We start from the raw sequence: 24,705 nt of genomic DNA, 5'->3' as shown, positions 1-24,705 counted from the left end.
CGGTGCCCTCGGGCGTGTGTAGAAACGCGCCGGGTGCTAGAACACCCGGCACCGGTCTTCCAAATACCACGGCTAGAAGACCATGTCAACGAAAACGCCTAGTGAACTTGAAGCTGACGAGACGGCACAGAACCGCGCACAGGCCGAACAATTTTCCTTCGACGTCGATGCCCCCGGACTCGTTGAAGTCACCAACGAGAGCTACGAGAATCCCGCAGAGCACCAGTACACTGTCTCCATCGACGACGTGACCGAGGAACTGATGGCCTGCACCTGCCCGCATCACGTTCACCGTGATGCGTTCTGCAAACACATGGCCGCCGTCGAAACCGCACCCGACGACGGGACGCTCGACGCCTTCCCTTCGGAGGAAAATGACGAAGACGATGCTGAACCGGAAGACTGCGACTGTGAGGGCCTCGGTGACTTCCCGTGCTGGCCATGCGTGCGGACGGGACGAAAAGAACTGCCGAACGAACCATCGCTTCAGCTCTTTTTACCCGTGGTACGCCAAGTGGCGTTCTCGGACACTACCGACCAGCGAACGCTCATGGAAAGTGCGCAGGATCTGGATTCACCACAACTGGGTCATTATAGTGCCAATCAATTCTCCCGACCCTCATCTCTTCCCCATAGTACGCAAACGTGATTGGACACCATTCGCTCGGTTCCTCGAGGACTTCTTCAGTCAACTCTCGAATTTCCCACTGATTACCGTCTGTCGCCCGCATATCCGCGATATGCGTTACCCTTCGCACGCTCAGTGCCAGCACGAGATTGAACCATCGTCTCAATCTGGAAAACGAATCGCGATTCAATTCTAGAACATAGTTGAGTGTATGCACCATCATGATGTAGAGACGCTCCATTTTCTACAAATTAGTATAAGCGATTATATTGGCAACAATTTATAAATAAGGTGTTATCACTCGCTAAGATCAGTATCTCTAGAATTGCTTTATATTAAACGAATAGAAATATCCAGTAGATGATTTCCCGACAACGGTCTCGCGTTATGTTTGCGATTCTACTGATGATCTGTATCTCCGTGCTCGCTTCGGGATATACACAACAGGTATCCGTCGCTGATCCTGGAACAACAAATGGACCACATGGAATCACAAATGTACCGGCTGATGAGATTACAGTCGTTACCGATCATAAGAGTCCGACCGTTGGGTCGAAGCTTGTCGCACTGGGGCCTAATAAAGAAGTAGTTTATTACAACGCCACGCTGGACTATTATTCCGATGTTGATCCTTCACCCGACGGGAAATTCACTGTTACCTATGTCGGTGTCGAAGACATTCCGAAAAAACAGTGCGACGACAAGACACGTTGCCGTCGGATAGTCATCGAGCGTCTGAATATGTCCACGGATGAGGTTGACCGGTTGTACAGCCGCGTTGTCCCGACGTATGGTGGATTTCAGATACCGTATACAAACCGCTGGCACGACATTGACCGCGTCAATGATACTCATTTCGCCGTTGCTGATATCGAGCGCGACCGGGTGTTTATTGTCAATACGTCTAGCGAGATCATCACCTGGCAATGGCAAGCTCTCGCCCACTACTCCTACGAAAGTGGTGGACCCTTCCCGAACGACTTCACGCACGTCAACGACGTAGAGGTACTGCCGGACGGCCGGATCATGGCCAGCATTCGTAATCAGGACGAGGTTGTATTCATCAATCGAACATCTGGAGTGAACGAGAGCTGGACGCTCGGCGAAGAGGACAATCATACCATTCTGTTCGGCCAGCATAATCCCGACTACATCCCGAAATCACAAGGAGGCCCCGCCGTCATCGTCGCTGATTCGCACAACGATCGCGCCGTCGAATACCAACGCGTCAATGGTACTTGGAAACAGAGTTGGGTGTGGAAGGACAACCGGATGCAGTGGACTCGTGACGCCGATCGCCTGCCAAATGGCCACACACTTATCACTGACACGCACGGTAATCGGGTGATCGAAGTAAACAAGAACGGTGAGATAATATGGAACGCCCAGTTGAACTTCCCATACGATGCCGAACGTCTTGGGACGGGTGATGAGAGCGCGGGCGGTTCGAGTGCACAGAGCGCTCGCCTTACCGGAAGGGCGAATCTCGATGGCGCAATGAAGGATAAGACCACGGCGACGACCGACGACGGTAGCTCTGCTACCCTGTCGACGAAGATGTTGACTGCCGTCGAAGATGCTCTTCCGGCGAAAGTGTTGAACGCTGCGCTCTACGTTATGCCCGGTTGGTTCAGCGTGCTTGAGGTTATCACGCTCTTCATTGGGATCCTCATTGCCCTGATATGGAGTTTAGTAGAGGTATATTGGCGCGGATATCGGCTCCGGCTTCCAATTGACCGTGTCTGAGATTCGCGGCAACTGACTCGGGATCGGATTGGATCACGTAGAATTCCGCAACAACTTGTGAGATGAATTGCGTGCTCGAGGACATCGAGATACGTGTCTTCAACGTGCTGACTCTCGGCCCACTTCTCACGAAAGTTGACGAGCTCCGTATTCTGTTTCGAACGCTGGACCGTCTCGAAGAGCTGACGGCCTGCATTCGAGGCTTCTGCAACGAGATTCGGCGAATCGTCGTCAACACTCTCTTCAGTCTCGTAATCCCGAACGAGATTGATCAGGCGCGAGATCGACACCCGAACTCGTGCATTCTCCTCTGTTCCACCGAAGCGCGTTCTGCAAACACATGGCCGCCGTCGAAACCGCACCCGACGACGGGACGCTCGACGCCTTCCCGTCGGAGAACGACAACAATGCCGAACTGGAAGACTGTGACTGCGCTGGTCTCGGTGACTTCCCGTGCTGGCCGTGCGTGAGAACAGGACGGACAGAACTGCCGAACTAACCACCACTTCAGCTGTTTTTATCCATGGCATGCCAATTGACGTTCTCAGATATCACCGACCAGCGAACGCTCATGGAAAGCGCGAACGCTGCGACCGACGATACCCCCGAGACACCGACGGGCCTCCTCGACCGAGCACAACAGCACGCGGCGGACATCGCCACCAAGCATTTCCCTGACTTGCCGGTCAAAGCGATCGACTGGGAAGTCTCGCACCAAGCCCAACGACAGGCAGGCGTCACGAAGTATGACCCTGCAACAGAGGCAATCACGATTTCACTGACCTGGACGGCCTACGAACAACACGGCTGGGAGCAATTCAGTGAAACCGTCCGGCACGAACTGATTCACGCATGGCAATATCACGAGTTCGGTGACGCGGACCACGGCGCAACATTCACCCAGTGGACGGACGCCCTCGATACTTCGCTACACTGCGAACGCTTCATCACGCCCACGTGGTGGCTTGTCTGTGAGGACTGCGGCGGTCGGAGTGCCCGCTATCGACGCTCGAAGACAGTGCGAAACCCAGAACAGTACCGATGTAGTGAGTGCGGTGGTGCAATTCGCGTTGAAGAGGCCAACGACCACTGACCGATTCTCGTTTAAGTAATTCTCGCGATAAGGAGTAGATATGAAGAAGATTCTCGCGGGCTACTACTTTCTGCTTGAGCTATTACCATCGTTCCTGTTTTGGATGAAGTGGCTGCCCTGGTTAGTAGATTATACTAACAACGGACGACTAAATCCTTGAACGCTTTTGTAACGTACGGAAATATGCAACACCATAATGATATAGACATACGATATAGTCTTTCGCATGTCAAATAGATGTTTGACTCGTCACGAAACGTATAGTGTAATCGAATCATAATAAATCAGATATCGTCGAACAATCCTCATTAGTGTCTATGTTGGTCTTACTCTAATTTATCCAGTTGCTACGACCGTTGAGGAGGACTACTTTAGCCATTGGACAATCTAAATTCTCTCTTCTTATATATTGGCTTAATTATATGGGCTTAAATGTATCCGCATAGAATTAAGTAGTTATGATTTCTAATTATTTAGTGAAGAGAAAGTGGTGTGCAAGACCACCTCTCCTCTTCCCACCCATAACTCAACCATGATGAACCGCAGAAATTTCGTTAAGACAACCGGTGGCCTAACAATCGGTTTGACGATGAGTGGAACGGCAACCGCAAATCCCGACCGAGAAAAATACCGTCCCGGCGGGCCAAGACTCGGCAGCCCGAAATCGATCAACCTCAATGCGTTCCATACCAACACTGAGCTTACAAAAGAGCTCACAAAGATCGAGCAAAAAAGCGACCGCGTCTCACTACGCGAGATCGGCCGCTCCGCAGGACGAAACGACCCACTTTGGGAAGTGAAAGTCGGCGATGGCGATACAGAGGTTCACTTAATCACGCAAATCCATGGCGACGAAGCAACCGGGACGGAAGTCGCGCTCAAAGTGATCAAATCGCTTGGAATGAGTAACTCCCAGCAGGTCGATCACATCCTCGAGAATCTGTCTTTCACAATTATTCCCCGAGTCAACCCAGACGGTGCGATGTACCACTACGACTATGATGGCAACGGTGATGCTGAATGGGTTGGCCGACGACAAAACACCCAAGCGTGGAATGGGGAGTCGCGATATAAGCCATATTACCATTCTACCTATCCAGCTGGTGACCCGGGCTATGACATGAACCGGGACTTCAATATCCGACCCCCGTTAGAATTCAATCCTCGAACAGACGACCGGGAAGAGTGGTGGTACGACCAACGGTACCTCGATATGCCCTACCAGGGTCACACGCTGTTTGCAAGCGGACTTCGGCTCACACCAGAAATCCGAGCAGTGACCCGGTCGTTCAACGAGACGAACCCCGACTATGCGATCACGCATCATCATAAAGGCGGGAACCTCTATCCGGACTCCAGTACCGGAAACAAGCCACAGAAACAAACATTGATGAGCGTGATGGCGCCATACGGTGAGGACTATCTCAATCGCTCACCGTTCTATCCGGACGACCACACACCGATTACGGAGGCCGTCAACCCCTTCCTCGACTACGAAACAAGCACGCGCTCGATCAAGCTGAACTCGCTCGTGATCGAGGCATTAGCCAATCGTGGCAACAGCATCTTCGACAGCATCACTCGCTATGGGTACTACCCACTGTGGGGTTCGTACCTCGACGCGCTTTGTCCGAACATTGCGAACGGAGGCGATAGTGCTGCAGGGATGCTGTATGAAGTTGCCTACCAGACAGACGACTTGGGTCAGAAAGGCCTTGGTCGAATGCTGGAACTTACGAAAGTCGGATTCCTCGAATCGTTCACTGCACTCGCCGACAACCCCGAACTCGGCGAGTACGACATTGAAACATACTTCGATACTCCGCTTTACGGCGAAGGTATTCAACAACGATGACACACTACAACCGTCGACAATTCCTCGAAACAACTGGAACCACCCTCGGTGCGCTCGCGCTCACATCATCACTCGTCGGAGCCGACTCAACCCAGCGATTCATCGTCGACCGACAAAGCTTGGGCAGCGAACGAAACGTCGAAGTAATTCACGACCTTGCCCCAGTGGATCTCCTTGTCGTGAACGCAACCGAAGACGCACTCGGCGGCGCACAATATGCCCGCGACAAACAGTACTCACCCAGACTACCTGACGCGGTTTTCAGACAGTCAGCACGTGTCGTGTATCCGCCAGAAGGAGAAGACCTATACGAGTATCAGTGGGACAAGCAAGATCAACAAATTCCGGCGACCCACGAAATCACTCGTGGAGAAGGCACTCGCGTCGCTGTAATCGATTCTGGCATTGGCGCAGGCCACCCCGAATTACAGGGCACTGTAAACGCAGATCTCTCGAAGAACTTCACGCCAGACTCCCTCGGCGCACCCGGCCCATATGGTGGCCCCCACGGCACACACGTCGCCGGGAGTATTGCAGCCAGCGATCAGAACGATACGGGCGTCATCGGCTCAGCGCCAGCGACAGAACTCGTTGACTTGCGTGTATTCTCCGAGGTCAATTCAGCTAGTTTCTCCGCATGGATGGGTGACGTCTTAGCAGCCATCGTTTACAGTGCCGAAATTGGTGCTGACGCCGCGAATCTCAGTCTGGGGTGGACGTTCCGCTTCCGCGAGGATGGCTGGGGCAAATTCTGGGGCAAATCGATGCAGCGAACAACCACTTACGCGAACCGGCAGGGGACGGTCCTTACCCATGCGTGTGGTAACTGGGGTGGAACTCTCCAGTTCGACAAAGACCAGCGTGATTCCTCGGAGACCGCCGGAGGCCTAACTGTGAGCGCGACTGGCCCAATCGGATTCATGTGGAGAGACAAAGGACTTGAAGAACCGCCGTATGCCCCCGCGTACTACACGAATTACGGAACGAACGCTGTGGATCTCGCGGCACCCGGTGGCAATGTAGATGAAGAAGCGGTCGGAACCGGGGTTAATTGGAAGTATGATCTCGTGTTGAACACTGTCGCCATACCGGAATACAATGATGCTGATGAATATCTTGGAGCCACCTACGGCTATGACTGGTATGCAGGTACCTCAATGGCTGCACCACAGGTCGCTGGCGCCGCCGCACTACTGAAGAGTGCAAATCCACAGATGAATGCGAACCAACTCAAAAGCACCCTGAAACAAGTTGCCGAGGTGCCCAAGGGATATGACAAGAAATACTACGGCTCGGGATATCTCGATACGTACGCAGCAGTATCGCAGTGAGTTTCCTCGGGGCTTGTAGAACCGATTTTCCTTCGACGTCAATGCCCCCGGACTCATCGACGTCACCAACAAAAGCCACGAGAACCCCGCAGCCCACCAGTACACTGTCTCCATCGACGACGTGACCGAGGAACTGATGGCCTGCACCTGCCCGCACCACGCCCACCGAAACGCCGTCTGCAAACACATGGCTGCCGTCGAAAACGCAACCGACGACGGGACTCTCGAGGTCTTCCCGTCCGAGGACAACGATGCCGAACCCAAAGACTGCGACTGCGAGGGCCTCAGTGGCTTTCCGTGCTGGCCGTGCGTGCGAACAGGCCGGAAGGAACTGCCGAACTAACTACTGCTTCAACTACCATTTGCGTATTCCAATACGGTTAAGGCAATAGGAGCACTATCAACCGAATATGAGCGACCAATCACGCACAGAGTCCGGTCACTATGCCGAAACAATCACGCTTGAGCGCGTGCTCCGTGTTTTCGATCAAATCGAGGGTCCGACGATCACTTCGCGCGACGTTGCCGATGTTCTCGATTGTTCAACAGAGGCCGCACGGCAGAAACTCGGCCAGCTACATGAACAAGGACGTATCCATCGACGCAAATCAGGACGAACCGTCCTATGGTGGCGGGCGGATGACGCTCAAGCAGCAACCGAATTTGACCCCGATGATCCACTATTTGCGGAGCCACCAACATTTGCGAGTGAGGAACCGACAGATGCCGCAAACGTCGACGAATATCTCTATGGTCCAATCGAAGCGAACACTGACGACGAATAATGTCGACAAACACATCTACTGCTGACGCTGCACGTTCTCTCTTTGTTGATACCGGCGCGCTCTTTGCCGTCTTCAATCCGAATGATGAGCGACACGATACTGCTCGCGGTGTCATGCAGAATATCCGAACAGGTGAGGCTCCATACCGACCGCTCTATATTAGTAGCTTTGCGGTCGGCGAACTCGCAACACTAATGCTTCGGAAACTAGGCCACGCTGCAGCTGTTGAGGGGATCAGACGTATTCGTGAGTCACCAAATTTGACAATTCTCTATCCTGGTCCAGCAGCGTTCGCAAACACGTGTACGGAATTCGGTCGATATGATGATCAGCAAATTTCCTTTGTTGATCACATGACTGGTGTGCTGGCGGATGAGCGTGATGTTGACCATGTATTTGCCTTCGACAGTGATTTCCGAACCCTCGGACTCACAGTTGTCCCTGAAGATGTTGGCATCCTATGACTGATACTCGCTGTTTGTTCGCGGTTGTTCATCAAGATCGGCGGGATTCCTAGTTTTACGTGACCAGCGAACTACTGGCCTGTACGTGCCCACACCACGGCCACCACCAACTGCAAACGCATGGCTGCTGTCGAAAACGCAACCGACGACGGGACGCTTGAGGCCTTCCCGTCCGAGGACGACAACAACGTCGAACCCGAAGACTGCGACTGTGACGGCCTGAATGGCTTCCCGTGCTGGCCATGCGTGAGGACAGGACGAAAGGAACTGCCGAACTAACCACCGCTGCAGTCTTTTCTATCCATGGCACGCCAAGTGACATTAACAGATATTACCGACCAGCGAACGCTCACCAAAAGCGCGAACGCTGCGACCGACAACGCTCCCGAGGCACCGACGGCCCTCCTCGACCGAGCACAACAGCACGCACCGAACGTCGCGACGAACACTTCCCCGACCTGCCGGTCGAAACGATCGATTGGGAGGTCTCACACCGAGCACAGCGACAGGCAGGCGATTTGTCCTGTGTTGCGCACTGGCAGCCTACAAGCCGGAAGCACCAGCTGGCACCACCGCGGGACGAATAGCGATTTTCCGACCGGATACCTATCCTGACGGTGGCGAGGAGTGAAACTTTAGTCGTCCAAACGAAAACAGGCGCGTAGGAATGTCTCGTCCGCACAATGGCCGAATAGCGCGCTCCAAGTGGACGCGCGACCACGCATCCCGACTCCGCCGCACTCCCGATACGACCGCACCGATAATCTATCCGCCCGAACAGCGAATCAGCGACGAGTATCATCTCTGGGACACGTGGTTTCTGCGCGAGCGCGACGGGTCACTCGCCGAAGTGGACGGCTACCGGGTCGCGTTCTCTCTGTCCGCCTCGTCGTCGCTTCTCCCCGGAAAGCGCCATGATGAAGCGTGCATCCGATACTTCTACTCGACGGACGGACGCGAGTGGACCTACGGCGGACCGATTTTCACCGAGGGTGAAGCGTTCGGCTCCCGCCAGTGGGCCGGCTCAGTCCTGTTGGATGATGGGGACATCTATGCCTATTATACTGCTGCCGGGTTGGGTGACGAACCCGAACTCACCTATGAGCAACGGATCTGCGTCGGAACGGGCGGAACGATTGTGACTGATGAGGAGGGGTTCCATATCGACGGGCAATGGAACCATTCGGTGCTTCTCGAACCCGATGGTAAGCACTACCAGACACAGGAACAATCAATGCGCCAGAACGGCCCGATCTACACCTTTCGTGACCCGTGGTTCTTCGAGGATCCTGAGACGGAGGAGACGTACCTCCTTTTCGAGGGGAATACCCCGATCGACGACCCCGACCCGGAGCGGACGTACAACGGCTGTATCGGTATCGCACACTCCGAGATGGGCGACCCGACGGACTGGGAATTTCTCGACCCGCTCCTCGACGGCGAACGCGTCAATCAAGAACTCGAACGGCCACACATCGTTGTTCGGAACGAGCGTTACTACCTCTTCACTCCGAGCCACCAACACACGTTCGCACCCGGCCTCAGCGGCTTCGACGCGCTCTATGGCTTCGTCGCGGACTCCCTTTTCGGTCCTTATGAACCGCTGAACGAAACTGGACTCGTCGTCGCGAATCCCGACAACGCCCCGTTCCAGGCCTACTCGTGGTTGGCCTTCGGACATGGCGATGAAATTCTCGTGACGTCTTTTTTCAACTACTTCGACCTCAACGGTCTCTCGCTCAATGACGTCGCGTTTCTCCCGGAATCCGAGCAACTCCGGCGCTTCGGTGGAACGTACGCGCCGACGCTTCGCCTCCAAGTGGCGGGGAACCGAACCCGCATTTGGGGCGAGCTCGAATACGGACGGATTCCACTTGAAGAGGAGTCACTGACGGCACCAGACCACGTTCGCTACCGCGCGATGAACGACGAGGACATCGACGTCGACAACAGCGCGTACTGAATTAGTCGTCGCCTGCCTCCGCCGTTGAACCCACGTCTACGGATGGGACGGCAGAAGTATCGAGCTCCCACGCGTCAAGGGTCACGATGCGGGCGTCACCACCCGCCGCATAGAGTGAAACGCCATCAGAGTCCGCACGAGTCGGATAAATTCGGCCCGTGAGACAGCGGCGTTCGTTCGCGAACACTTCGACAATGGATCCATCGATGAACACTCGAAGGTCGATTTGTTCCTCGCCGTCGAGCGGCATCCGTATCGGATCGTCGACCGTCTCAGCATGCAGGCTCGATGTCGAACGTTCGAGAATGAGTTCATCACGGCGGACGTGCAATGGCGTCCGCTCCTCGCCGTCCACAGTTTCACGGAGGACGATACCCACTTCGTGGGCGGTCTCGAGGTCGATAGTGAGCGATAGTTCGAGCGTTCGTCCACGCGTCTGGAGGACTTCACGCTGCCCGTCCGAAATCCCGCGTGACTCGAATCCGTGGTGGCCCTTGCGGAGCGACGTCACTTCCGTTGCCGGTCGTTGGCGCAGTTCGCCGTCTTCGACGCTGAGGACGCGGGGAAGCGAAAGCGCACCCGACCATCCGGCATCCCACTGTGCACGCTCGCTGCGCGCCTCCTTCAACCAGCCGAATGTGACTGGGCGGCCGGAAGAAGTTTGCAACGTCTGTGGTGCGTAGAAGTCTCCGTAATCGAGAACCCCGGACGCCTCGCACTCAAAGCGTCCGTCACGGACGTTTCCGAGAAAGTAGAGGACGCGTTCATAATTCGAGACGTGGAGCAGGCTCACTTCGCCAAGATCGAGGAGTTCGGGGCATTCCCACATGTGGCCTGCACCGTCCCAATCGCCGGTGAGCAGCGGCCCGAGGTACGTCCACTCCCTAAGATCGTCCGAGCGATATCGAAGCACTGTCCCGCCAACGCCGTCGATACTGGAACCAATGAGCTGATACCACGCTCCATTTTCGCGCCAGACACAGTGGTCGCGGAACTCGGCGTCCCAGTGTTCGGTCGAAAGGATGTCGAGTTCCACTGGCGGTTCCGTTACGATGGGGTTTTCGGGGTGTTTCGTCCACGTGTCGAGCGTTTCGTCGGTCGCAGTCGCGAGACACGGGAGTTGCCGACCACCGCGGCCGCCCGTATAGAGAATGCGGGCCATCCCGTCGTCGTCTACCGTACAGCCCGACCAACAGCCGTCTCGGTCCGGGCCGTCGGGGTCGGGCGTGAGCGCGACTTGATGGTCCTCCCAATGGAGAAGGTCATCGCTTGTCGCGTGTCCCCAGTGAATGGTGTGGTGATAAGGGCCACCCGGGTTGTACTGGTAGAAGGCGTGATACGTGCCATTCCACTCAATAAGGCCGTTCGGGTCGTTCAGCCAGTTGGCGGGGGGTGCGAGGTGATACTGCGGACGATTGTGGTCGCCGCGGAAGTCGGTCCGCATCGCGGCGAGGTCGGCGGCGGCCTTCGGGCGGCCGCCGAGTCCGTCATCCCCACCCGAGCCGAGGAATCGAAGACATCCCGCGAGGAACGTCTCGCGGCCGCCATCTGCACCCGATGCGTTGAACTCGACGTTCGAACCGACGCCGAGGACGGTTCCCGTGGCGGGCTTCCATTCGAGGACGGACACCTCGCCCGGACGGTCGATATCGCCCTCGAAGGTGCTCGCCAGCACGTCTGCCCGTTCCGGGAGGAGGTTCACGTATCGGGCGTACGACTGGGTGCCGCCGCCGCCGCGGGTGTGAAAGCGAATGTCGTCGAAGGCCGCGACCGCCGGGTGATCCTCGTATTGGGACTTCCACAGGGGTCCGACGGGCGTCTCGACCGGTTCGACGCCGACTGCGTTTGGGGCGACGCGGTCGATATCGAGCGCTTCGACAGCGGTCAGCGCCTGAAGGCTCAACAGGAGGGTGCCACCGGCCTCGAAATAGTTTGCGAACACGTCGGCGAACCCGTCGACGGACGACGGTTCCACGGGAGCGTCGCGGTGCCACCAGAGTACATCATACGTGGTAAGAATACCGCTGTCGTGAATATCAGCAAATGGGACGCGGTCGGTGGTACCCAGTTCGGTGGAAACCCACTCGAACGCCGCCCGCTGCTCGGAGGAGAGATCGCCGCAGTGTAGGAACCCGATGTTAGGAGACGACGGAACCATTGACAACAACTATCAGTGCACAACATATAATCGACACGGCTTTGAATCGGGGTTATTAGTGACAACTTGTATGGGTTTCACGGGTCGTGACCAATTGCGTAGCGAGGTGCGACGTTTGTTGTGTCAATTGGATTTGTTGTCGGGTCAGGCGTAGCCAAATATCGGTTGCTTCAATTCCCGTTATCTCCATAGGAATTTTAACATCGACGACTGTGCCCGCCATATCCAACTTTTTGTCAAGCAAAGCGGTAAACACGCTGAGCATCCATTGGTCAGCAATATCCACATTCGAAATCTGCCTCAGATCACAATCTCAATGACCTGGGACGCCTACGAACACTACGGTTGGGAGCAATTCAGTGCGACCGTGCGCCACGAACTCATTCACGCATGGCAGTACCACGAGTTCGGCGACGCAGATCACGGGCAAACGTTCACCCGGTGGATAGACCGCCTCGATACCTCGCAACACTGCGACCGCTTCACCACGCCAACGTGGTGGCTTGTCTGTGAGGACTGCGGCGGTCGGATTGCCCGGTATCGACGCTCGAAGACAGTTCGCAACCCCGAGCAGTATAGCTGTAGTGAGTGCAGTGGATCACTACGCGTTGAGGAGGGCGACGGTTACTGACCGAGTCCTGTTTAAGTAGTTCTCGCGGCAAGGAGTAGATACGAGGAAGATTTTCTGTAACGTCGTCTAGGTAGGTAAAGTAGTAGAAACAGTCTCGCCAGAATATCAGTGAGCTCAAAATACGAGTATTGTCTTAGTAACGTTTTGTTATAAATAATATCAATATAATGAAAAATGCTAAGGGTGCAGTGATCATCCTAAATCCAGGCTGCCCCTTATTGCTGCTACTTTTTGATTGGGTGCTTGATTGAGAGATTGGTGACGATGTTGTCTGTGTTGTTTGCTGACTTTCTGTTATATTTGGAGTCCTATCTGTCGTTCCATGCGTCTCTGAAAGAAAAACTGACGTGGTCGGATCCTGACTACCGTTACATGATCCAGCTTGAATAGTAATCGTTGTGTCCATATCTAGTGAAACTACTTGTCCATCCGCAGAAATAAGTTGCCAGCCTTGAGTCCGATTATTACCTCCAGAGAATGGCCACTGTTCCCAGTAGGTAGCGCGCTCATTAAATCGCGGGGTGATTCTGATTGTATCGTTTAATCCGAGATTCTCCAAACCTTGGTACGCGCCACCGTCTGTTCTCCCAGGCGCCCACATCCAGTCTATTTCGTTTCCGGAACCAGAGTTCCCCCAGCGGCCCCAATTATCGTCCTGACGGCCTCTCCCATACCAATCGTCTCTCACAACCCAGGAACCTGCCGGAAGTCCCGAAATATTCATCGTGATAGTACTTGAATGAGAGTCATTAGTTCCTAGCTTATCATGCAGAAATACCAGATTTAAACCATTCGAACCACGATATAAGAAAAGATTACTGACCTGGTTCTTTTGGTAGGGATTCGTCCCGAATGATGAATATTTATCACTGTACGGATCTGTTTCGTTATTCCGATAATCATAGAAGTCCTGAACGGAATTACTCCCATTGCCCAGAGGCGTTACAGTGTGACACTGACCATCCTGATGAACGCTAAACTCTGTCCGTCGTGCCGCTTTAGTCATACCAGCAAGATAGTTTATTCCTATGAGTGAGAGCAATATCATCAGAATAAGGATGATACTTTGGATCCGTGTATTCATGCTCGTCATTAATAACAACTTCCGTGAATCTGTATTCGAGATAATTCAGCTCTCGTGGAGATACGACTAGGAGTCAATATGGAGACTGTTCGACCTGCCCCCATTACATTGTTGCTCCGATTAGTGGTGTTGAAAGAGACAAATTTCCGTTTATTATCTTCTTTTTCCTTTCGCTTAGAAGGATGACCTGATGTTATAGTCATTAGCTCACTAGTAGTTAAACAATCTATTAGTAGTTTCGCTCATAGGAAGCACGTTGTTGGTAAGTCAGAGGATAATTCGAACAATTTCTTTGAGAGCGTCTTGACCGGGTTTGTGGAAGATTCGGCGGCGAAGCTGGAAGGCTCTGAAATACGGCGTGAGCTTGTCCTTTGAGACACCTCGGTGCTGCGAGAGCCACGACAAGCCTGCAGCCCACCAATACACAGTCACCATCGACGACGTGACCGAGGAACTGATGGCCTGCACGTGCCCGCATCACGTCCACCGTAACGCCTACTGCAAACACATGGCTGCTGTCGAAGGAGCAACAGACGACGGGACGCTCACCGCCTTCCCCTCCGAGGACGACGACGATACCGAACCCGACGACTGTGACTGCGATGGCCTCAGTGACTTCCCGTGCTGGTCATGCGTACGAACCGGACGGAAGGAACTGCCGAACTAACCACCGCTTCAGCTGTTTTTATCCATGACACGCCAAGTGACGGTCTCGGATATCACCGACCAGCGAACGCTCACGGAAAGCTTGAACGCTACGACCGACGATACTCCCAAGACACCGACGGGCCTCCTCGACCGAGCACAACAGCACGCGGCGGACATCGCCACCAAGCATTTCCCTGACTTGCCGGTCAAAGCGATCGACTGGGAGGTCTCACACCGGGCGCAACGACAGGCAGGCGTCACGAAATACGACCCTGCAACAGAGGCAATTACGATCGTGCTGACCTGGACGGCCGACGAACAACACGGCTGGGAGCAATTCAGTTCGACGGTGCGCCACGAACTCATTCACGCATGGCAGTACCACGAGTTCGGGGAAGCGGACCACGGGCGAACGTTCGCCCGTTGGACCGATGCTCTTGACACAACCCAGCACTGCGAGCGGTTCACATCGCCGAACTGGTGGGTGATTTGTGAAGACTGTGACGGGCGACTCGCGCGCTACCAACGCTCGAAGGTGGTCAAACACCCCGAGAAGTACAGTTGTGGTGACTGTAGCGGGTCGCTGCGCGTTGAGGAGGCCACCGAATGACGTACAAGTACCGCTGTCCGCGCTGTCTGCGGGTTATTGGGACGATGACGGTGGCTGGTCCGTCGCGGGTCCATCTGAGTCCGTGCGGGCACTGTCTTGCTGCTCCTGATGCCGTGCTTGAGATGGGCGACCTGCACCCACCGCGCCCTGATGTGTGGGTGACGGACTTCCTAGACACACCTAATAGCGCTTCTCGCTGACGGCTTTAGCCCTCTTTTGTATAGAAATAAAACAGAAAATTACTTAATAAGAATGGTACTACTCTCCTCACTTTAGGAAAGAACTCTCCGCAGGGATGGGATCCCACAGAAGCAAATATCAATGAGTCGATGAGATTTGTTAAGTTGTAAACGGTTAATCGAGAGGCCAAGAATCACTACTCATGAAATCCATAAGCGGAAGTAAATTGGGGACGGGGGTGGTCCAAAAAACTATGCGCGAACGCTGCTTCCAAGGCAATGGCGGCTCACTGCGTGTGGTTCGACTCTCACGGGGAGTAGCCAGCTCTTTGCAGTATCTGATCAAGAATGATCATACAGATTGCTATCGAGACAAAGGTTGTTAGGAGTCGAGCAAACAGTTCAAACTCAAATATTCTGATAATCCAATCGCTAAGTAGAATACCGGAGACAATTGCGACCATTCGACTGCCCAGACCAGTATTTTCCAATGTTTCATACATGTCACTTCCGATAGATTGGGTATCAATAATAGTTCCGTTGAATTTCTACTAGTCCAACAACATCGCCGAAATAGCCGTGAGGTGGAGTGTGTATAGACTTCTCCACAGTGATTGGAGAGGTCGTCTCAGAGACTATCTACGCCCAGTGGAGGAGATAGAGAAGATAGAGACTTGCGCCGGTAACAAGTGTCCCCGCGAGAAGGCATCCCGCCATAGCGAGGATTGAGGAGGTGTAAAGTGCAAGTTGGAACAGTTGAAGACCGACGAGCACAGCGAATATAGACAGAATTGTCCAGAGGATGGTTCCTATCAGGGTGCGGCTTGTACCGATAAGCTCATCGCGTACGATGGCACGAATCTTTTCTTCGCTGAGACCATCGGAGGGCGTCATACTTCGTTAACAAGTGGCCAGCAACAATAAAATATCGACTACCTGGTTCAAACTATCCGTTATGTCGCGTTCTCGATGACCAGAAACTTTCTACCTATGAGTAAGCAGTCACACTCTCCGATCAGTATGCAGCTGATTTTCTGTTCCCTACCCTCATAAGCAGAAATGGATTCTCCCGGGGTATCTGGCGAGTCACCGTATAAAATACTGGATAAATGATGGTAGTCAATCAATGAGTGCAAGAATAATAATAACGATCCCAGTAAGAACAACGATTAAGCTGAGTGCTCTTGAGAGCGAAACATTCCACTCTGCGGGTTCGACGTCTGAGAATCGTTGTTTGCTACCAATTGCATCGATTTGTTCGCCAAACCTTGTCAACTGATATGCATACCGCATCCCGAATAGCCCAAGACCAATTAACGCACCACCCAATAAAAGCCCAGTAATCTCAATCATTGACTACCACTAGTAGAGCATTTCTATACCATTTCTGCTCAGTGAAGGTCGGAATTATCATTTGGATGGTGTACTGGATACGAAAATCCTATCGTGAGGACTCCAATTCTGGTTTTTTATCTGCGATACCGTCTCCAACGCTTTGCGTGTCAGAAACATATTTTAATTGTTGTTTTTTATTTGTGCTGGGGTGGTATGGTCTGGCCCATAGGGGAATCTCACAGCCCAATCGTGCAACACGGTTTTCGATCGATGGGTGAGTGGCAAACAGCGCAAAGCGGAGCGATCGGTCTTCATTCCATGGAATCGGCCCTGCAATATCCTCGATATTCTCACCAGTCGCAACCGCAGCAACTCGGTACAGTGCCTCAGCAAGCGTCTCAGGGTCAACAACACAAGCAGCGTACGCATCCGCCTGGTATTCCTCCAATCGATTTGCGTATCGACTCACCGCGAGTGCAAGTGGTTCAATACCGAGACCGAGTATATATCGAACAACGCGAATCCGTCTATCTTCAGCAAACGCAAACGCGCCAAACAAGAGTGATCCGATACCGGCGACTGCAGGCCCGCGACCACCGAGAAAGAGGTGCCAGAACACACAGAATCCGAGTATCTGTGGAAGATATGCACGAAGTGCGTCCGTATGAAGATCCGTCCCCAGGTGGCCAAGTTCGTGCGCAAAGAGCGCACCTACTCCCTCCCGACCAACAACTTGTGGAAGAAGCGGGTCGAGTGCTACGATCGGTGCGCCGTCATCGTAGCCGACGACGGCGCCCGGCGCATCCATCTCCATCAGGACAACTGTGGGAATGGGACGAGTAGCGGATTCACATACCTCAAGGACTGTTTGGTGAACCTCTGGTAATTCTCCGGGCTCGAATGGTCTGGCATGCCCATGATCGAACGCATAGCGACCGCCCGATCGATAGGATGCATAGGCGATGCCGCCAAACGCGGAGAGAGCAACACTGACGACAGGAAGTGGGGCGCCTGTTTGAACAACGGTCGCAATCGCAAGAAGCGTGACGGTTAAGAGTCCGAGTGTAATACTCCATGCTCGGACTCTTAACGAGATCACCATATCACTGGATACTCTTGAGATGAGTAATAATTAAATCGATATCTTTGGATCGTGAAATCACCTGTTCTGAATGCTCGAGACAGAATACGGCAGTGAAAGGGGTGCCTCGAGTCGGTTTACTCGATACCAGTGACCAGGAGCATATGTACCCTGACGCGAACATTATTCTAAAATAATAGACGGAAGTAAATGCTTATGCGAGAAGACGCGCCCACAAGACATCTGCCAAGGTGAGTCCCAAATACCCACTCACTACAATTCCTATGAACTGGATAACAGCATCTGACAATGTTTCTATACCGAGAAGGTCAAACCCTGCAAGGTCAACTGCTACCATCAGTAGTGCCAGGAAAGCAACGAACGCGAATAGTTGAGGGTTAACTATCGCCGGCCTGCTCGTGTTTTCACGCGAGGTTGAACTATTTGATCTCATACAGCATTCGATAACCTCTATCATCTTCGTTCTTGGGAAGAACATTGTTGGTGGGTCAAAAGACGGTCTCAACGATTTGTTCGAGGACTTCCCGTCCACATTTTCGAAAGCAGTGATACGTAAAGTGGCAACCGACCAAGGAAAATGAGACTGAAGTACGTCACGCCAGCAACCCGAACCAACACAGGGAATAATTCCAGGAATGCTTGCACGCCGAGAATGATCGTGAGTATCACAAGAAACCGAAGGAGGGCTTGGTCATCGGCGACCGAATACTTTACTGTCTCATTCGCTATGTCATCATTGGATGGTGACACGTTCATAATTTAGAGTGGCCTACATTTTTATATAGGTTCAACAAAAGAATATTAACAGGAAACACTTGAAGTTGAAATGAATCTAAGAACACTTCGATTTCTATTGGTTGTCTTTGGTCTCTGTCTTCTCGGATATTTTGCTGGTGGGAGTCAGATTCACGCAGAACTCGCGAGCGCCAACCCAGTGTTCATCGTTCTCGGGTTCATCGTCGTCTTAATTGCGCTTTTCTGTTGGAGTGAAGCGGTTCGCTGTCTCCTCGATTGTCCAGAAACCCCCGTAGAAGGATGGCGATTTCGGGGTGCGTATCTCGCAAGTTTCTTTGCCAAACAAATTGTCCCGATCGGCCGAGCAAGTAGCCCGTTTCTGCTCGCCTACATCGTCTCATCCGAAATGAGCATAGATCGTGACCGAACGCTCGGAGTGGCACTCGTGGTAGAGGTACTGAATCTCACTGCATCGCTCAGTCTCGGTCTTTTCGGCTTGATTTTCCTTGCTCTCAGCGATCAATTTATCACTCTATTCATTCCTATGCTCTCCCTCCAAATTGCGGTCCTCCTCACGGGTGGGTGTCTGCTGGCAACGGACACGCTCTATCGATACAAGCAACTGGTGTTACGCCCAGTAGCGGTGATGGCTGGCCGCTTGCTATCACTGGTACGTGCAATAAGTGGGAATCGATCACAGCGTCTTCAGCTTCGACTCCGTCCAATACAGGCCCGCACTCGATTGATTCGTGATGTTCTTCGCTTACGAGTGCGGGCGTATTCGACCGAGGTGAGTCTCGTTTTCGAGAATCGTCAACAGATTGGAATCGCATTCGGATGGTCGGTCGTCGGGTGGATCTGTTTCTGTCTCCCACTCTATGCGAGCTTTCTCGCACTCGACCAACATGTATCGATACTACTTCCGCTCTTCTTGATTCCAGCAAGTGGAGTTGCACGAGTCATTCCCCTTCCGGGTGGCCTTGGTGGTGTTGAGGTCGTCTTGGGTGGGATGATTGTCGCGCTAACTGGCGTGGATGTCGGAACCGCTGGAGGAGTTGTTCTCTTGTACCGACTGCTGAGTTATTGGGGCATCCTTGTACTTGGTGGGATGTATTCGATGTATTTCCTCGATATTGGCCAATTCGTGCGTTTTCGACGAGATCAGACCTCATAATAGAAACCCACGCAATCAGTATAAGAATATTTCTAGCGTGCGGCAAGTAGTGACAAACATATAATAATTAACAGTATCTGTCCCAACCTCCGTGGCTCTATTACATCCTTCAGAGTGTGACAGGAATGGTGTACTGAACAAGGAGGCTATACACATCGAAAACCAGCGCTTGTTTCAGTAATTATCTGTGATTTCGGCGGGTTGTACTCTTTGTTTGGTAGGGTGAACAGAAATGATTTGTCGATTGGAATTCGCATATCAGTATGAATCAGGTACTCACGAATATTTTCAGTTCACCCTTTTACCTGTCTCACATCATCTTTTCGGTGCTCATCGGGTACTGGATCTATCTCGACGCCACCGAGCGCGGAAGTGATGCGAATCTCCTCTGGGCTCTCGGATGTACATTCATTCAACCTCTTATTATCGGCTATCTGCTCTACCGAAGTGAGATTGGAGGGCGAATCGAACCTGCCGGAGTCGCAGAGCGGGTGATTGGTACCTTCGTCATCGGCCAACTTGTGACCGAACAACTTTGGTTCGGTCTCCGGTTCACCGGTGTAATTGCTACCCGAGTTTATCCGCCAGCGGTCGAGTTCCAGTACTATCTTGTTTTGTTCGTGGTCGGTGTGATTCCTGGCTACTGGCTCGTCTGGAAGCGGGGATGGGCACGCATCCGTAGGGAATTTGGCTGGGTTCAGGAATCAGAACGTGCCACCGTTCAGAACTAGCAACAACGTTGAGTTGGTATATTATACTAACTTCGGCGTATTCACTTTCGGTCTGGCTGGCGATTAGTTACGGTACGATTGAGCGAAGTGACTGCATATGCTCCGTGAGACGACTCTGTTCGATGCGCTCCAGCGTGAGCTTGCGATCGTGTTGGACGAGACACGAGACGACGAAAGTGACGCTGAGCAGCTTGCAACGCGGATGCGCTAGAACGAGCAGTCACTAGGTTCACTACCGACTGTGGAGGGCCGTAGTATTTGAGACACTGTTATTCGCCACACGCTTTTTCTTCGTCTGGCGCCAGAAACTCGATTTCAACAACCGCTCGAGATGGGGCAGTACTCTCCCCAATTTTCCACTGTTCGAACTTTCCAACCAGCGACGGACTTTTTAGCGCCTTTTGTGTCGGCCACTGTTTGACCGGCAGCTGAAAGACGAATCGATCGCCGTCAACGCTTGAGGTGGGGCACCAACTAGTGTTCGTGGTTGGCGAAACCAGCTGCGTATCTGCGATAAGCGTCGCAATGAAATGCGTCGAGTAATCAGTTGTCCGGAGCAAATGCTGTGTTGGTTCTGGAAGCGCACTCCACTCGATTCGTTGTTTTACATCCTGTTTTGCTGTGAACACCGCTGCCTGGAGTGACACCGCATCAGCCGAGGAAGACGTATTGGTGAGTGGCTGCTGATCGAGAGACACCTGCGAACCGTGGCTGAACGTCGGTTCTTCAGTTGCACCGAGTGAAAGATTCGCACAGCCGCTTAGTGAAGAGACTCCGAGTGCTGCTACTCCAGTGAGAACTGCACGGCGAGAACTATTTGGATATGTCATAATTTCAATTAGATTTCAAATGATATAAGCTTTGTTCTCAATGGCTCGTTTAACCGATTTCACGCCTTAAAAGCGAAGACACCGACTAGGGACTCTTCTACTATTTCTGAGGGGTCGATGGAGTCCATACAGTCGATTGAATCTGTGAGACGGTAATGGAAGAGGCAATCGTGTTCTGTTGTTCTAACCAGTTATGCAAAAAGCAGTCTGATTTCTAGGAGTTCGTTCTGTTTCAAGATGCGTGATTGTTTCCATATCCGAAATAGAACGTGTGACGGCAGTGATGTCGATTTCTCAAATCCGCCCGATTTCGGCGCTTTACTTCCTGTGGGCAGTATAAGCGGCAGTGGCCTACCAATGGGATTCCCATCCTGATTCGTGCGCAGTTCTTGGTGCGAATTTCCTCACTCGTCGAACTACTGCGAGTCATCCGAACGGTCTGAATGCTCGTCAAGGAATTTGAGGACCGGGCGAATATTCCCAAACTGTGGTCCAGTCTTCACTTCGTAAGCGTCCTTGTTCCAGTGAATAAACCCCTTATCTTCCAGTCGCGGCAGGTGTTTATGATGCATCGCTGGCTGGCGGCGATCCTGTTCCACTGCCATCCACTCGGAGCGGGAATCGTGCTCACGGAGTTCGACGAGGAGCCGCCGCCGAGCGGGATTTGCCAGAGCATCGAACGAATCATTGATCACGTCGTCCACATCCCTCTCATGGCTGGATTCTGCCTCGGTCATCTGTCTCTCACTTCATCACACAATGGGAGCGGTGCCCAAAATGCTTGCGGTTCTGCGGATATCGCACCCAATTAGCTGCGATATCCGTTCCCATACGGGGGTAGACACCGTGATATCGCAGTTCGGTCTCCCGTTCAGTTCGACCGCTCTTGGATTACTCTTCGTCGGTACCGTATTCAAAGGGACTCCAAGGTTGGGTGTAGTTGTTCGAGATGATCTCTGAGCTGTGGATGATGAGTCCGTACTCGTTCAATTGCGCAGTGATGTCCGCGAGATCGAGGGTGTTCGTTGCGACGGCCTTGACGTGGAGATTGCGTTCGCTGGTGAGCATCTCGTCCACGTCGATGATACCGGGAACCTCCAGCACGTCTTGAGCGACGGCTTCGCGATCGTCGGGATCGGCCGAACAAATAAACATGATATTCAACGAAAAGCCCGCCCGTTCATAATTGATTTTTGGCGCGTACCCCTCGATCACGCCCATGGACTCCATGGCCTCGATCCGGTTGCGGACTGTACTCCCGGAGACGTCCACCTCGGCGGCGATCTCCTGAATCGTGACGTTGCGCGCGTCTTGCTGCAGCGCGTACAATATGCCTCGGTCCACTTCGTCGAGGACGAGTTCCTTGTGAGCCATAGGAGCACTTCCAGCGCGAACGAGAAGAGAATTCCCATCCCACCCAGTCTCCTTCACCAGCGAAGGAGACCGAGGACTCGAACCACTAACGGACGAGCAATCACAAGAAGCCTGCAGACACACAAGCGATAGTACTATCTCAGGGAGTGGGTGGTGGGCCATGCAGCGGGAATTTGATACCGCTGGAAGTCTCTCACGGTCTCCACCAGTGTGGCTTGATGACTGGTGGGCCTCCGTACAAGCAATCCGTCGTCAATTTGTTTAGAATCATTCGGTTGGCAGTCATAACGTAGCCAGTAGTCGTCGACCGCTCTTAGGAGAAGAGGAGATCGCAGCAGACACGTGGTGTCTAGCAGAGTTGGAGTGCCCGGTATTGATGCTCAAAATCCGTCCGCAACCCGGAGCAGTACAGCTGTAGCGAGTGCGACGATTCACTCCGTGTCGAGAAGACCAACGGTAACCGATTGACTCTCGTTTACGTAATTCTCGCGATAAGGAGTAGATGTGAGGAAGATTTTCGCGGACTGCTGCTTTGTGCTTGAATTCTCATCGGTGCCCTGGCTTCAGTGATACTGCTGGAGTTAGTATACTATTCTAACATAGAGTACGGCCGATGTTAGACACTGAATGACTAAATTTTGCTGCCTCAACTGCTCTATCGCGTTGTATCTCAATTACTCACACAACATTTTTGCCAACTGCCTTCGTAGTACAGGCAATTCATGAGTAATGAGGATTCGCCGAACTCTGATGACGGCGACCCACCCAAAGGGATTCAACTTCAGTACGACTGGTCGTCGACAGAACCAAGCACCGCTGTCGTCGAAACAACTGCCCAGGCAGCGAACTGTGACCACCGGGAACTCAGTCCGCTTTACGATTCCATCGACCCTGATGCCTTTGACGCGATTCTTGCACGAACGAGAACAAACATCGATACGACCACGTCAATCTCGTTCACGTACGCTGGCTATTCCGTCACAGTCCACAGCACCGGGACCATTCACGTTGCTCCCGTCTAAAAACAGATCTCGAATCGAAATCACACGCTTTCAAAACCACCGATCACGCGGAGAGTTCGCGCCTGATAAAACAGCGCCCCGATAACGCACTACCCATCATTCGTCATCAGGCATGTCAGGATCTTGCCTCCGCGGTAATCCCGTGGCCATCAGTCGCCGGGCGATCACCACAATCCCATTATCGAAGCCCCGTCCAAATACAGCCTTTTCAGTCTCGATCTCTCCAGTGTCCGTCTCATGGACTGAACTCACCAGAATCGTGTTCTTGTCGATTAACACCAACCGACTGATTGTCGTGTTGTCGTCGACCTCCAGTGGCGAACTGTTCAACCATTCCAACCCGGAGACGAACACTTCCGCGTTAGGCACTGCCTCTGCAATCCGCTCACGAATGTCCTCAGTTTGGGTGCCAATCAGCACAGTGAGTCCCGTGTTTAGTGCTTCTTGGAGTTGTTCGAGTAATTTCTCGGTCACAACCTCGTCTCGGCCAATGATGAAGACGATTTCTTGTCCAGCGGCATCGATGAGTTGCTGGGTCCGATTCGTAATCGCGGTCGGTCCCGAGAGCGCCCACACTTCGTGGGTAATTTCCTCATCACCACCGTTCGATTCTGCAGGCTCGATCGCAGCAAGCGCCTCGACAAGCGTGTCCGTCCGCGATTCATACTCTTGGCGCAGTGTCTCGGCGGCTTCCTCGATCGGCACGGCGCGAAATTGCTGCGGATTCGAGTGCTGGATCTCGACGAGTCCCTTTGTCTCTAACACCCGAATCGCATCATAGACGCGTGTTCGGGGGACTTCGGAGGTTTCGCTAATCCCTTTTGCTGTCCCCTTTGGGAGGCGTGCTAAGGCCACAAAGCAGCGTGCTTCGTATTCTTTCAATCCAAGTTGTTGGAGCAGTTCGATCGATTGCTGTTGATTAGATAGCTCGTTCATGGGTCCCAACCATTTACCCCAGACATTCCGGGGTTGTTCATACTGTTTTGGCGTCGCTCACAAGACAGTCCGTGTCGAAGCCACCGCGCTTGTCCGACAGCACTGTCTCCCATACAGTGAGAATGATTGTCGAGACGTATCAAAGGCACTCATTCCTAAACTGCCATATTGCTCATTTACCAACAATCATGCGATTCACTCAGATAATCACACTAACTCTCTCATGAATTCGCAATACACGCCATATTGAATTGCGGATTTCACAGCAAGACGAACTTCCTGGAGAGAGCA

The 24,705-nt window shown here is 53.0% G+C and carries 27 protein-coding genes and 1 pseudogene; 17 read left to right on the top strand and 11 right to left on the bottom strand.

The window, feature by feature from the left end; genetic code table 11:
• The first annotated feature begins 82 nt into the window (after positions 1-82).
• Positions 83-649, top strand: a complete 567-nt coding sequence (locus BW974_RS26095) for an SWIM zinc finger family protein (protein WP_245800284.1) — start codon at positions 83-85, stop codon at positions 647-649.
• On the opposite strand, the gene BW974_RS27415 is transcribed toward BW974_RS26095, so the two are convergent.
• Positions 549-848 carry an FAD-dependent thymidylate synthase gene (locus BW974_RS27415; protein ID WP_368275083.1) on the bottom strand — a complete coding sequence of 100 codons (300 nt, stop codon included), beginning with the start codon at positions 846-848 and terminating at the stop codon, positions 549-551. The two genes, BW974_RS26095 and BW974_RS27415, sit on opposite strands and share 101 nt — an antisense overlap.
• Positions 849-988: 140 nt before the next feature.
• On the opposite strand from BW974_RS27415, the gene BW974_RS23680 reads away from it, so the two are divergent.
• The 10 genes from BW974_RS23680 to BW974_RS23635 all read left to right on the top strand — a co-directional run bounded on the left by BW974_RS23680 (position 989) and on the right by BW974_RS23635 (position 9,865).
• The gene (locus BW974_RS23680) at positions 989-2,374 is read left to right on the top strand and encodes an arylsulfotransferase family protein (RefSeq protein ID WP_076433580.1); all 1,386 of its coding nucleotides are present in this window, start codon (positions 989-991) and stop codon (positions 2,372-2,374) included.
• 298 nt (positions 2,375-2,672) lie between these two features.
• Complete coding sequence (locus BW974_RS25205) at positions 2,673-2,873, top strand: hypothetical protein (RefSeq protein WP_139329023.1); 201 nt, start codon at positions 2,673-2,675, stop codon at positions 2,871-2,873.
• 36 nt (positions 2,874-2,909) lie between these two features.
• Positions 2,910-3,467, top strand: coding sequence for a SprT family zinc-dependent metalloprotease (locus BW974_RS23670; RefSeq protein WP_245800283.1), 558 nt, complete (start codon positions 2,910-2,912; stop codon positions 3,465-3,467).
• 589 nt (positions 3,468-4,056) lie between these two features.
• Positions 4,057-5,322, top strand: coding sequence for a M14 family zinc carboxypeptidase (locus BW974_RS23665; RefSeq protein ID WP_175609807.1), 1,266 nt, complete (start codon positions 4,057-4,059; stop codon positions 5,320-5,322).
• The gene (locus BW974_RS23660; RefSeq protein WP_076433576.1) at positions 5,319-6,653 is read left to right on the top strand and encodes a S8 family peptidase; all 1,335 of its coding nucleotides are present in this window, start codon (positions 5,319-5,321) and stop codon (positions 6,651-6,653) included. The genes BW974_RS23665 and BW974_RS23660 overlap by 4 nt, the downstream gene beginning before the upstream one ends.
• A 121-nt stretch (positions 6,654-6,774) precedes the next feature.
• Complete coding sequence (locus BW974_RS25200; protein ID WP_245800282.1) at positions 6,775-6,996, top strand: SWIM zinc finger family protein; 222 nt, start codon at positions 6,775-6,777, stop codon at positions 6,994-6,996.
• Positions 6,997-7,063: 67 nt separating this feature from the next.
• Positions 7,064-7,438 (top strand): helix-turn-helix domain-containing protein, encoded by a 375-nt coding sequence (locus BW974_RS23650; RefSeq protein ID WP_076433572.1) that lies wholly within the window; start codon positions 7,064-7,066, stop codon positions 7,436-7,438.
• On the top strand, positions 7,438-7,902 hold the full coding sequence (locus tag BW974_RS23645) for a type II toxin-antitoxin system VapC family toxin (RefSeq protein WP_076433570.1): 465 nt from the start codon (positions 7,438-7,440) through the stop codon (positions 7,900-7,902). Before BW974_RS23650 ends, BW974_RS23645 begins: the two co-directional genes overlap by 1 nt.
• Before the next feature lie 120 nt (positions 7,903-8,022).
• Positions 8,023-8,181 carry a hypothetical protein gene (locus tag BW974_RS26090; protein WP_175609806.1) on the top strand — a complete coding sequence of 53 codons (159 nt, stop codon included), beginning with the start codon at positions 8,023-8,025 and terminating at the stop codon, positions 8,179-8,181.
• 388 nt (positions 8,182-8,569) lie between these two features.
• Positions 8,570-9,865 carry a glycoside hydrolase family 68 protein gene (locus BW974_RS23635; protein ID WP_076433568.1) on the top strand — a complete coding sequence of 432 codons (1,296 nt, stop codon included), beginning with the start codon at positions 8,570-8,572 and terminating at the stop codon, positions 9,863-9,865.
• A 1-nt stretch (position 9,866) separates the two neighbouring features.
• Here BW974_RS23635 and BW974_RS23630 read toward each other — a convergent pair whose 3' ends face one another.
• Positions 9,867-12,023, bottom strand: a complete 2,157-nt coding sequence (locus BW974_RS23630; protein WP_076433566.1) for a GH32 C-terminal domain-containing protein — start codon at positions 12,021-12,023, stop codon at positions 9,867-9,869.
• Between the two features lie 268 nt (positions 12,024-12,291).
• On the opposite strand from BW974_RS23630, the gene BW974_RS23620 reads away from it, so the two are divergent.
• Positions 12,292-12,654, top strand: coding sequence for a SprT-like domain-containing protein (locus tag BW974_RS23620; RefSeq protein ID WP_281247745.1), 363 nt, complete (start codon positions 12,292-12,294; stop codon positions 12,652-12,654).
• A 133-nt stretch (positions 12,655-12,787) separates the two neighbouring features.
• Here BW974_RS23620 and BW974_RS25195 read toward each other — a convergent pair whose 3' ends face one another.
• Both BW974_RS25195 and BW974_RS25190 read right to left on the bottom strand, forming a co-directional pair.
• Entirely contained in the window at positions 12,788-13,738 is a 951-nt protein-coding gene (locus tag BW974_RS25195) for a hypothetical protein (RefSeq protein ID WP_139329020.1), read from the bottom strand.
• Between the two features lie 267 nt (positions 13,739-14,005).
• A pseudogene (locus tag BW974_RS25190) lies at positions 14,006-14,137 on the bottom strand (IS1595 family transposase); the annotation flags it as partial.
• Here BW974_RS25190 and BW974_RS25185 point away from each other — a divergent pair.
• Complete coding sequence (locus BW974_RS25185; RefSeq protein ID WP_217694410.1) at positions 14,103-14,405, top strand: SWIM zinc finger family protein; 303 nt, start codon at positions 14,103-14,105, stop codon at positions 14,403-14,405. The pseudogene BW974_RS25190 and the gene BW974_RS25185 overlap by 35 nt on opposite strands.
• A gap of 24 nt (positions 14,406-14,429) precedes the next feature.
• Positions 14,430-14,996, top strand: coding sequence for a SprT-like domain-containing protein (locus BW974_RS23610; RefSeq protein ID WP_076433560.1), 567 nt, complete (start codon positions 14,430-14,432; stop codon positions 14,994-14,996).
• Positions 14,997-15,814: 818 nt separating this feature from the next.
• Here the strand turns inward: BW974_RS23610 and BW974_RS23600 are convergent.
• The 3 genes from BW974_RS23600 to BW974_RS23590 all read right to left on the bottom strand — a co-directional run bounded on the left by BW974_RS23600 (position 15,815) and on the right by BW974_RS23590 (position 17,612).
• Positions 15,815-16,069 (bottom strand): hypothetical protein, encoded by a 255-nt coding sequence (locus tag BW974_RS23600; RefSeq protein WP_076433556.1) that lies wholly within the window; start codon positions 16,067-16,069, stop codon positions 15,815-15,817.
• A gap of 225 nt (positions 16,070-16,294) precedes the next feature.
• A complete protein-coding gene (locus BW974_RS23595; RefSeq protein WP_139329018.1) occupies positions 16,295-16,528 on the bottom strand; it encodes a DUF6199 family natural product biosynthesis protein in 234 nt (77 codons plus the stop codon).
• Between the two features lie 88 nt (positions 16,529-16,616).
• On the bottom strand, positions 16,617-17,612 hold the full coding sequence (locus BW974_RS23590; RefSeq protein ID WP_084186472.1) for a M48 family metallopeptidase: 996 nt from the start codon (positions 17,610-17,612) through the stop codon (positions 16,617-16,619).
• 826 nt (positions 17,613-18,438) lie between these two features.
• Here BW974_RS23590 and BW974_RS27410 point away from each other — a divergent pair.
• On the top strand, positions 18,439-19,521 hold the full coding sequence (locus BW974_RS27410; protein ID WP_076433550.1) for a lysylphosphatidylglycerol synthase transmembrane domain-containing protein: 1,083 nt from the start codon (positions 18,439-18,441) through the stop codon (positions 19,519-19,521).
• 263 nt (positions 19,522-19,784) lie between these two features.
• On the top strand, positions 19,785-20,252 hold the full coding sequence (locus BW974_RS23570; RefSeq protein WP_076433548.1) for a hypothetical protein: 468 nt from the start codon (positions 19,785-19,787) through the stop codon (positions 20,250-20,252).
• A gap of 269 nt (positions 20,253-20,521) precedes the next feature.
• Here the strand turns inward: BW974_RS23570 and BW974_RS23565 are convergent, their stop codons facing one another.
• The 3 genes from BW974_RS23565 to BW974_RS23555 form a co-directional block, all read right to left on the bottom strand.
• Complete coding sequence (locus tag BW974_RS23565) at positions 20,522-20,950, bottom strand: hypothetical protein (protein WP_139329016.1); 429 nt, start codon at positions 20,948-20,950, stop codon at positions 20,522-20,524.
• A 548-nt stretch (positions 20,951-21,498) separates the two neighbouring features.
• Positions 21,499-21,819, bottom strand: coding sequence for a helix-turn-helix domain-containing protein (locus BW974_RS23560; protein WP_084186471.1), 321 nt, complete (start codon positions 21,817-21,819; stop codon positions 21,499-21,501).
• A 154-nt stretch (positions 21,820-21,973) separates the two neighbouring features.
• On the bottom strand, positions 21,974-22,456 hold the full coding sequence (locus tag BW974_RS23555) for an Lrp/AsnC family transcriptional regulator (protein ID WP_076433544.1): 483 nt from the start codon (positions 22,454-22,456) through the stop codon (positions 21,974-21,976).
• 722 nt (positions 22,457-23,178) lie between these two features.
• Between BW974_RS23555 and BW974_RS23550 the strand changes: the two genes are divergently transcribed.
• A complete protein-coding gene (locus tag BW974_RS23550; protein WP_076433542.1) occupies positions 23,179-23,478 on the top strand; it encodes a DdfA family disk-determining factor in 300 nt (99 codons plus the stop codon).
• Positions 23,479-23,574: 96 nt separating this feature from the next.
• Here the strand turns inward: BW974_RS23550 and BW974_RS23545 are convergent, their stop codons facing one another.
• Positions 23,575-24,414, bottom strand: a complete 840-nt coding sequence (locus BW974_RS23545) for a TrmB family transcriptional regulator (protein ID WP_175609805.1) — start codon at positions 24,412-24,414, stop codon at positions 23,575-23,577.
• Positions 24,415-24,705 lie beyond the last annotated feature (291 nt).

This window comes from Haladaptatus litoreus (assembly GCF_900156425.1).
GTDB lineage: Archaea > Halobacteriota > Halobacteria > Halobacteriales > Haladaptataceae > Haladaptatus > Haladaptatus litoreus.
Note: the sequence above shows the minus strand (reverse complement) of the source record. Positions and strands in the feature narration are given on the sequence as shown.

What these genes read in the sequence shown, in the direction of transcription:
- BW974_RS26095 (WP_245800284.1), top strand. Translation starts at nt 83, where the DNA reads ATGTCAACGAAAACGCCTAGTGAACTTGAAGCTGACGAGACGGCACAG.
- BW974_RS27415 (WP_368275083.1), bottom strand. Translation starts at nt 848, where the DNA reads ATGGTGCATACACTCAACTATGTTCTAGAATTGAATCGCGATTCGTTT.
- BW974_RS23680 (WP_076433580.1), top strand. Translation starts at nt 989, where the DNA reads ATGATTTCCCGACAACGGTCTCGCGTTATGTTTGCGATTCTACTGATG.
- BW974_RS23665 (WP_175609807.1), top strand. Translation starts at nt 4,057, where the DNA reads ATGAGTGGAACGGCAACCGCAAATCCCGACCGAGAAAAATACCGTCCC.
- BW974_RS23660 (WP_076433576.1), top strand. Translation starts at nt 5,319, where the DNA reads ATGACACACTACAACCGTCGACAATTCCTCGAAACAACTGGAACCACC.
- BW974_RS23650 (WP_076433572.1), top strand. Translation starts at nt 7,064, where the DNA reads ATGAGCGACCAATCACGCACAGAGTCCGGTCACTATGCCGAAACAATC.
- BW974_RS23645 (WP_076433570.1), top strand. Translation starts at nt 7,438, where the DNA reads ATGTCGACAAACACATCTACTGCTGACGCTGCACGTTCTCTCTTTGTT.
- BW974_RS26090 (WP_175609806.1), top strand. Translation starts at nt 8,023, where the DNA reads ATGGCTGCTGTCGAAAACGCAACCGACGACGGGACGCTTGAGGCCTTC.
- BW974_RS23635 (WP_076433568.1), top strand. Translation starts at nt 8,570, where the DNA reads ATGTCTCGTCCGCACAATGGCCGAATAGCGCGCTCCAAGTGGACGCGC.
- BW974_RS23630 (WP_076433566.1), bottom strand. Translation starts at nt 12,023, where the DNA reads ATGGTTCCGTCGTCTCCTAACATCGGGTTCCTACACTGCGGCGATCTC.
- BW974_RS25195 (WP_139329020.1), bottom strand. Translation starts at nt 13,738, where the DNA reads ATGAATACACGGATCCAAAGTATCATCCTTATTCTGATGATATTGCTC.
- BW974_RS23610 (WP_076433560.1), top strand. Translation starts at nt 14,430, where the DNA reads ATGACACGCCAAGTGACGGTCTCGGATATCACCGACCAGCGAACGCTC.
- BW974_RS23600 (WP_076433556.1), bottom strand. Translation starts at nt 16,069, where the DNA reads ATGACGCCCTCCGATGGTCTCAGCGAAGAAAAGATTCGTGCCATCGTA.
- BW974_RS23595 (WP_139329018.1), bottom strand. Translation starts at nt 16,528, where the DNA reads ATGATTGAGATTACTGGGCTTTTATTGGGTGGTGCGTTAATTGGTCTT.
- BW974_RS23590 (WP_084186472.1), bottom strand. Translation starts at nt 17,612, where the DNA reads ATGGTGATCTCGTTAAGAGTCCGAGCATGGAGTATTACACTCGGACTC.
- BW974_RS27410 (WP_076433550.1), top strand. Translation starts at nt 18,439, where the DNA reads ATGAATCTAAGAACACTTCGATTTCTATTGGTTGTCTTTGGTCTCTGT.
- BW974_RS23570 (WP_076433548.1), top strand. Translation starts at nt 19,785, where the DNA reads ATGAATCAGGTACTCACGAATATTTTCAGTTCACCCTTTTACCTGTCT.
- BW974_RS23560 (WP_084186471.1), bottom strand. Translation starts at nt 21,819, where the DNA reads ATGACCGAGGCAGAATCCAGCCATGAGAGGGATGTGGACGACGTGATC.
- BW974_RS23555 (WP_076433544.1), bottom strand. Translation starts at nt 22,456, where the DNA reads ATGGCTCACAAGGAACTCGTCCTCGACGAAGTGGACCGAGGCATATTG.
- BW974_RS23550 (WP_076433542.1), top strand. Translation starts at nt 23,179, where the DNA reads ATGAGTAATGAGGATTCGCCGAACTCTGATGACGGCGACCCACCCAAA.
- BW974_RS23545 (WP_175609805.1), bottom strand. Translation starts at nt 24,414, where the DNA reads ATGAACGAGCTATCTAATCAACAGCAATCGATCGAACTGCTCCAACAA.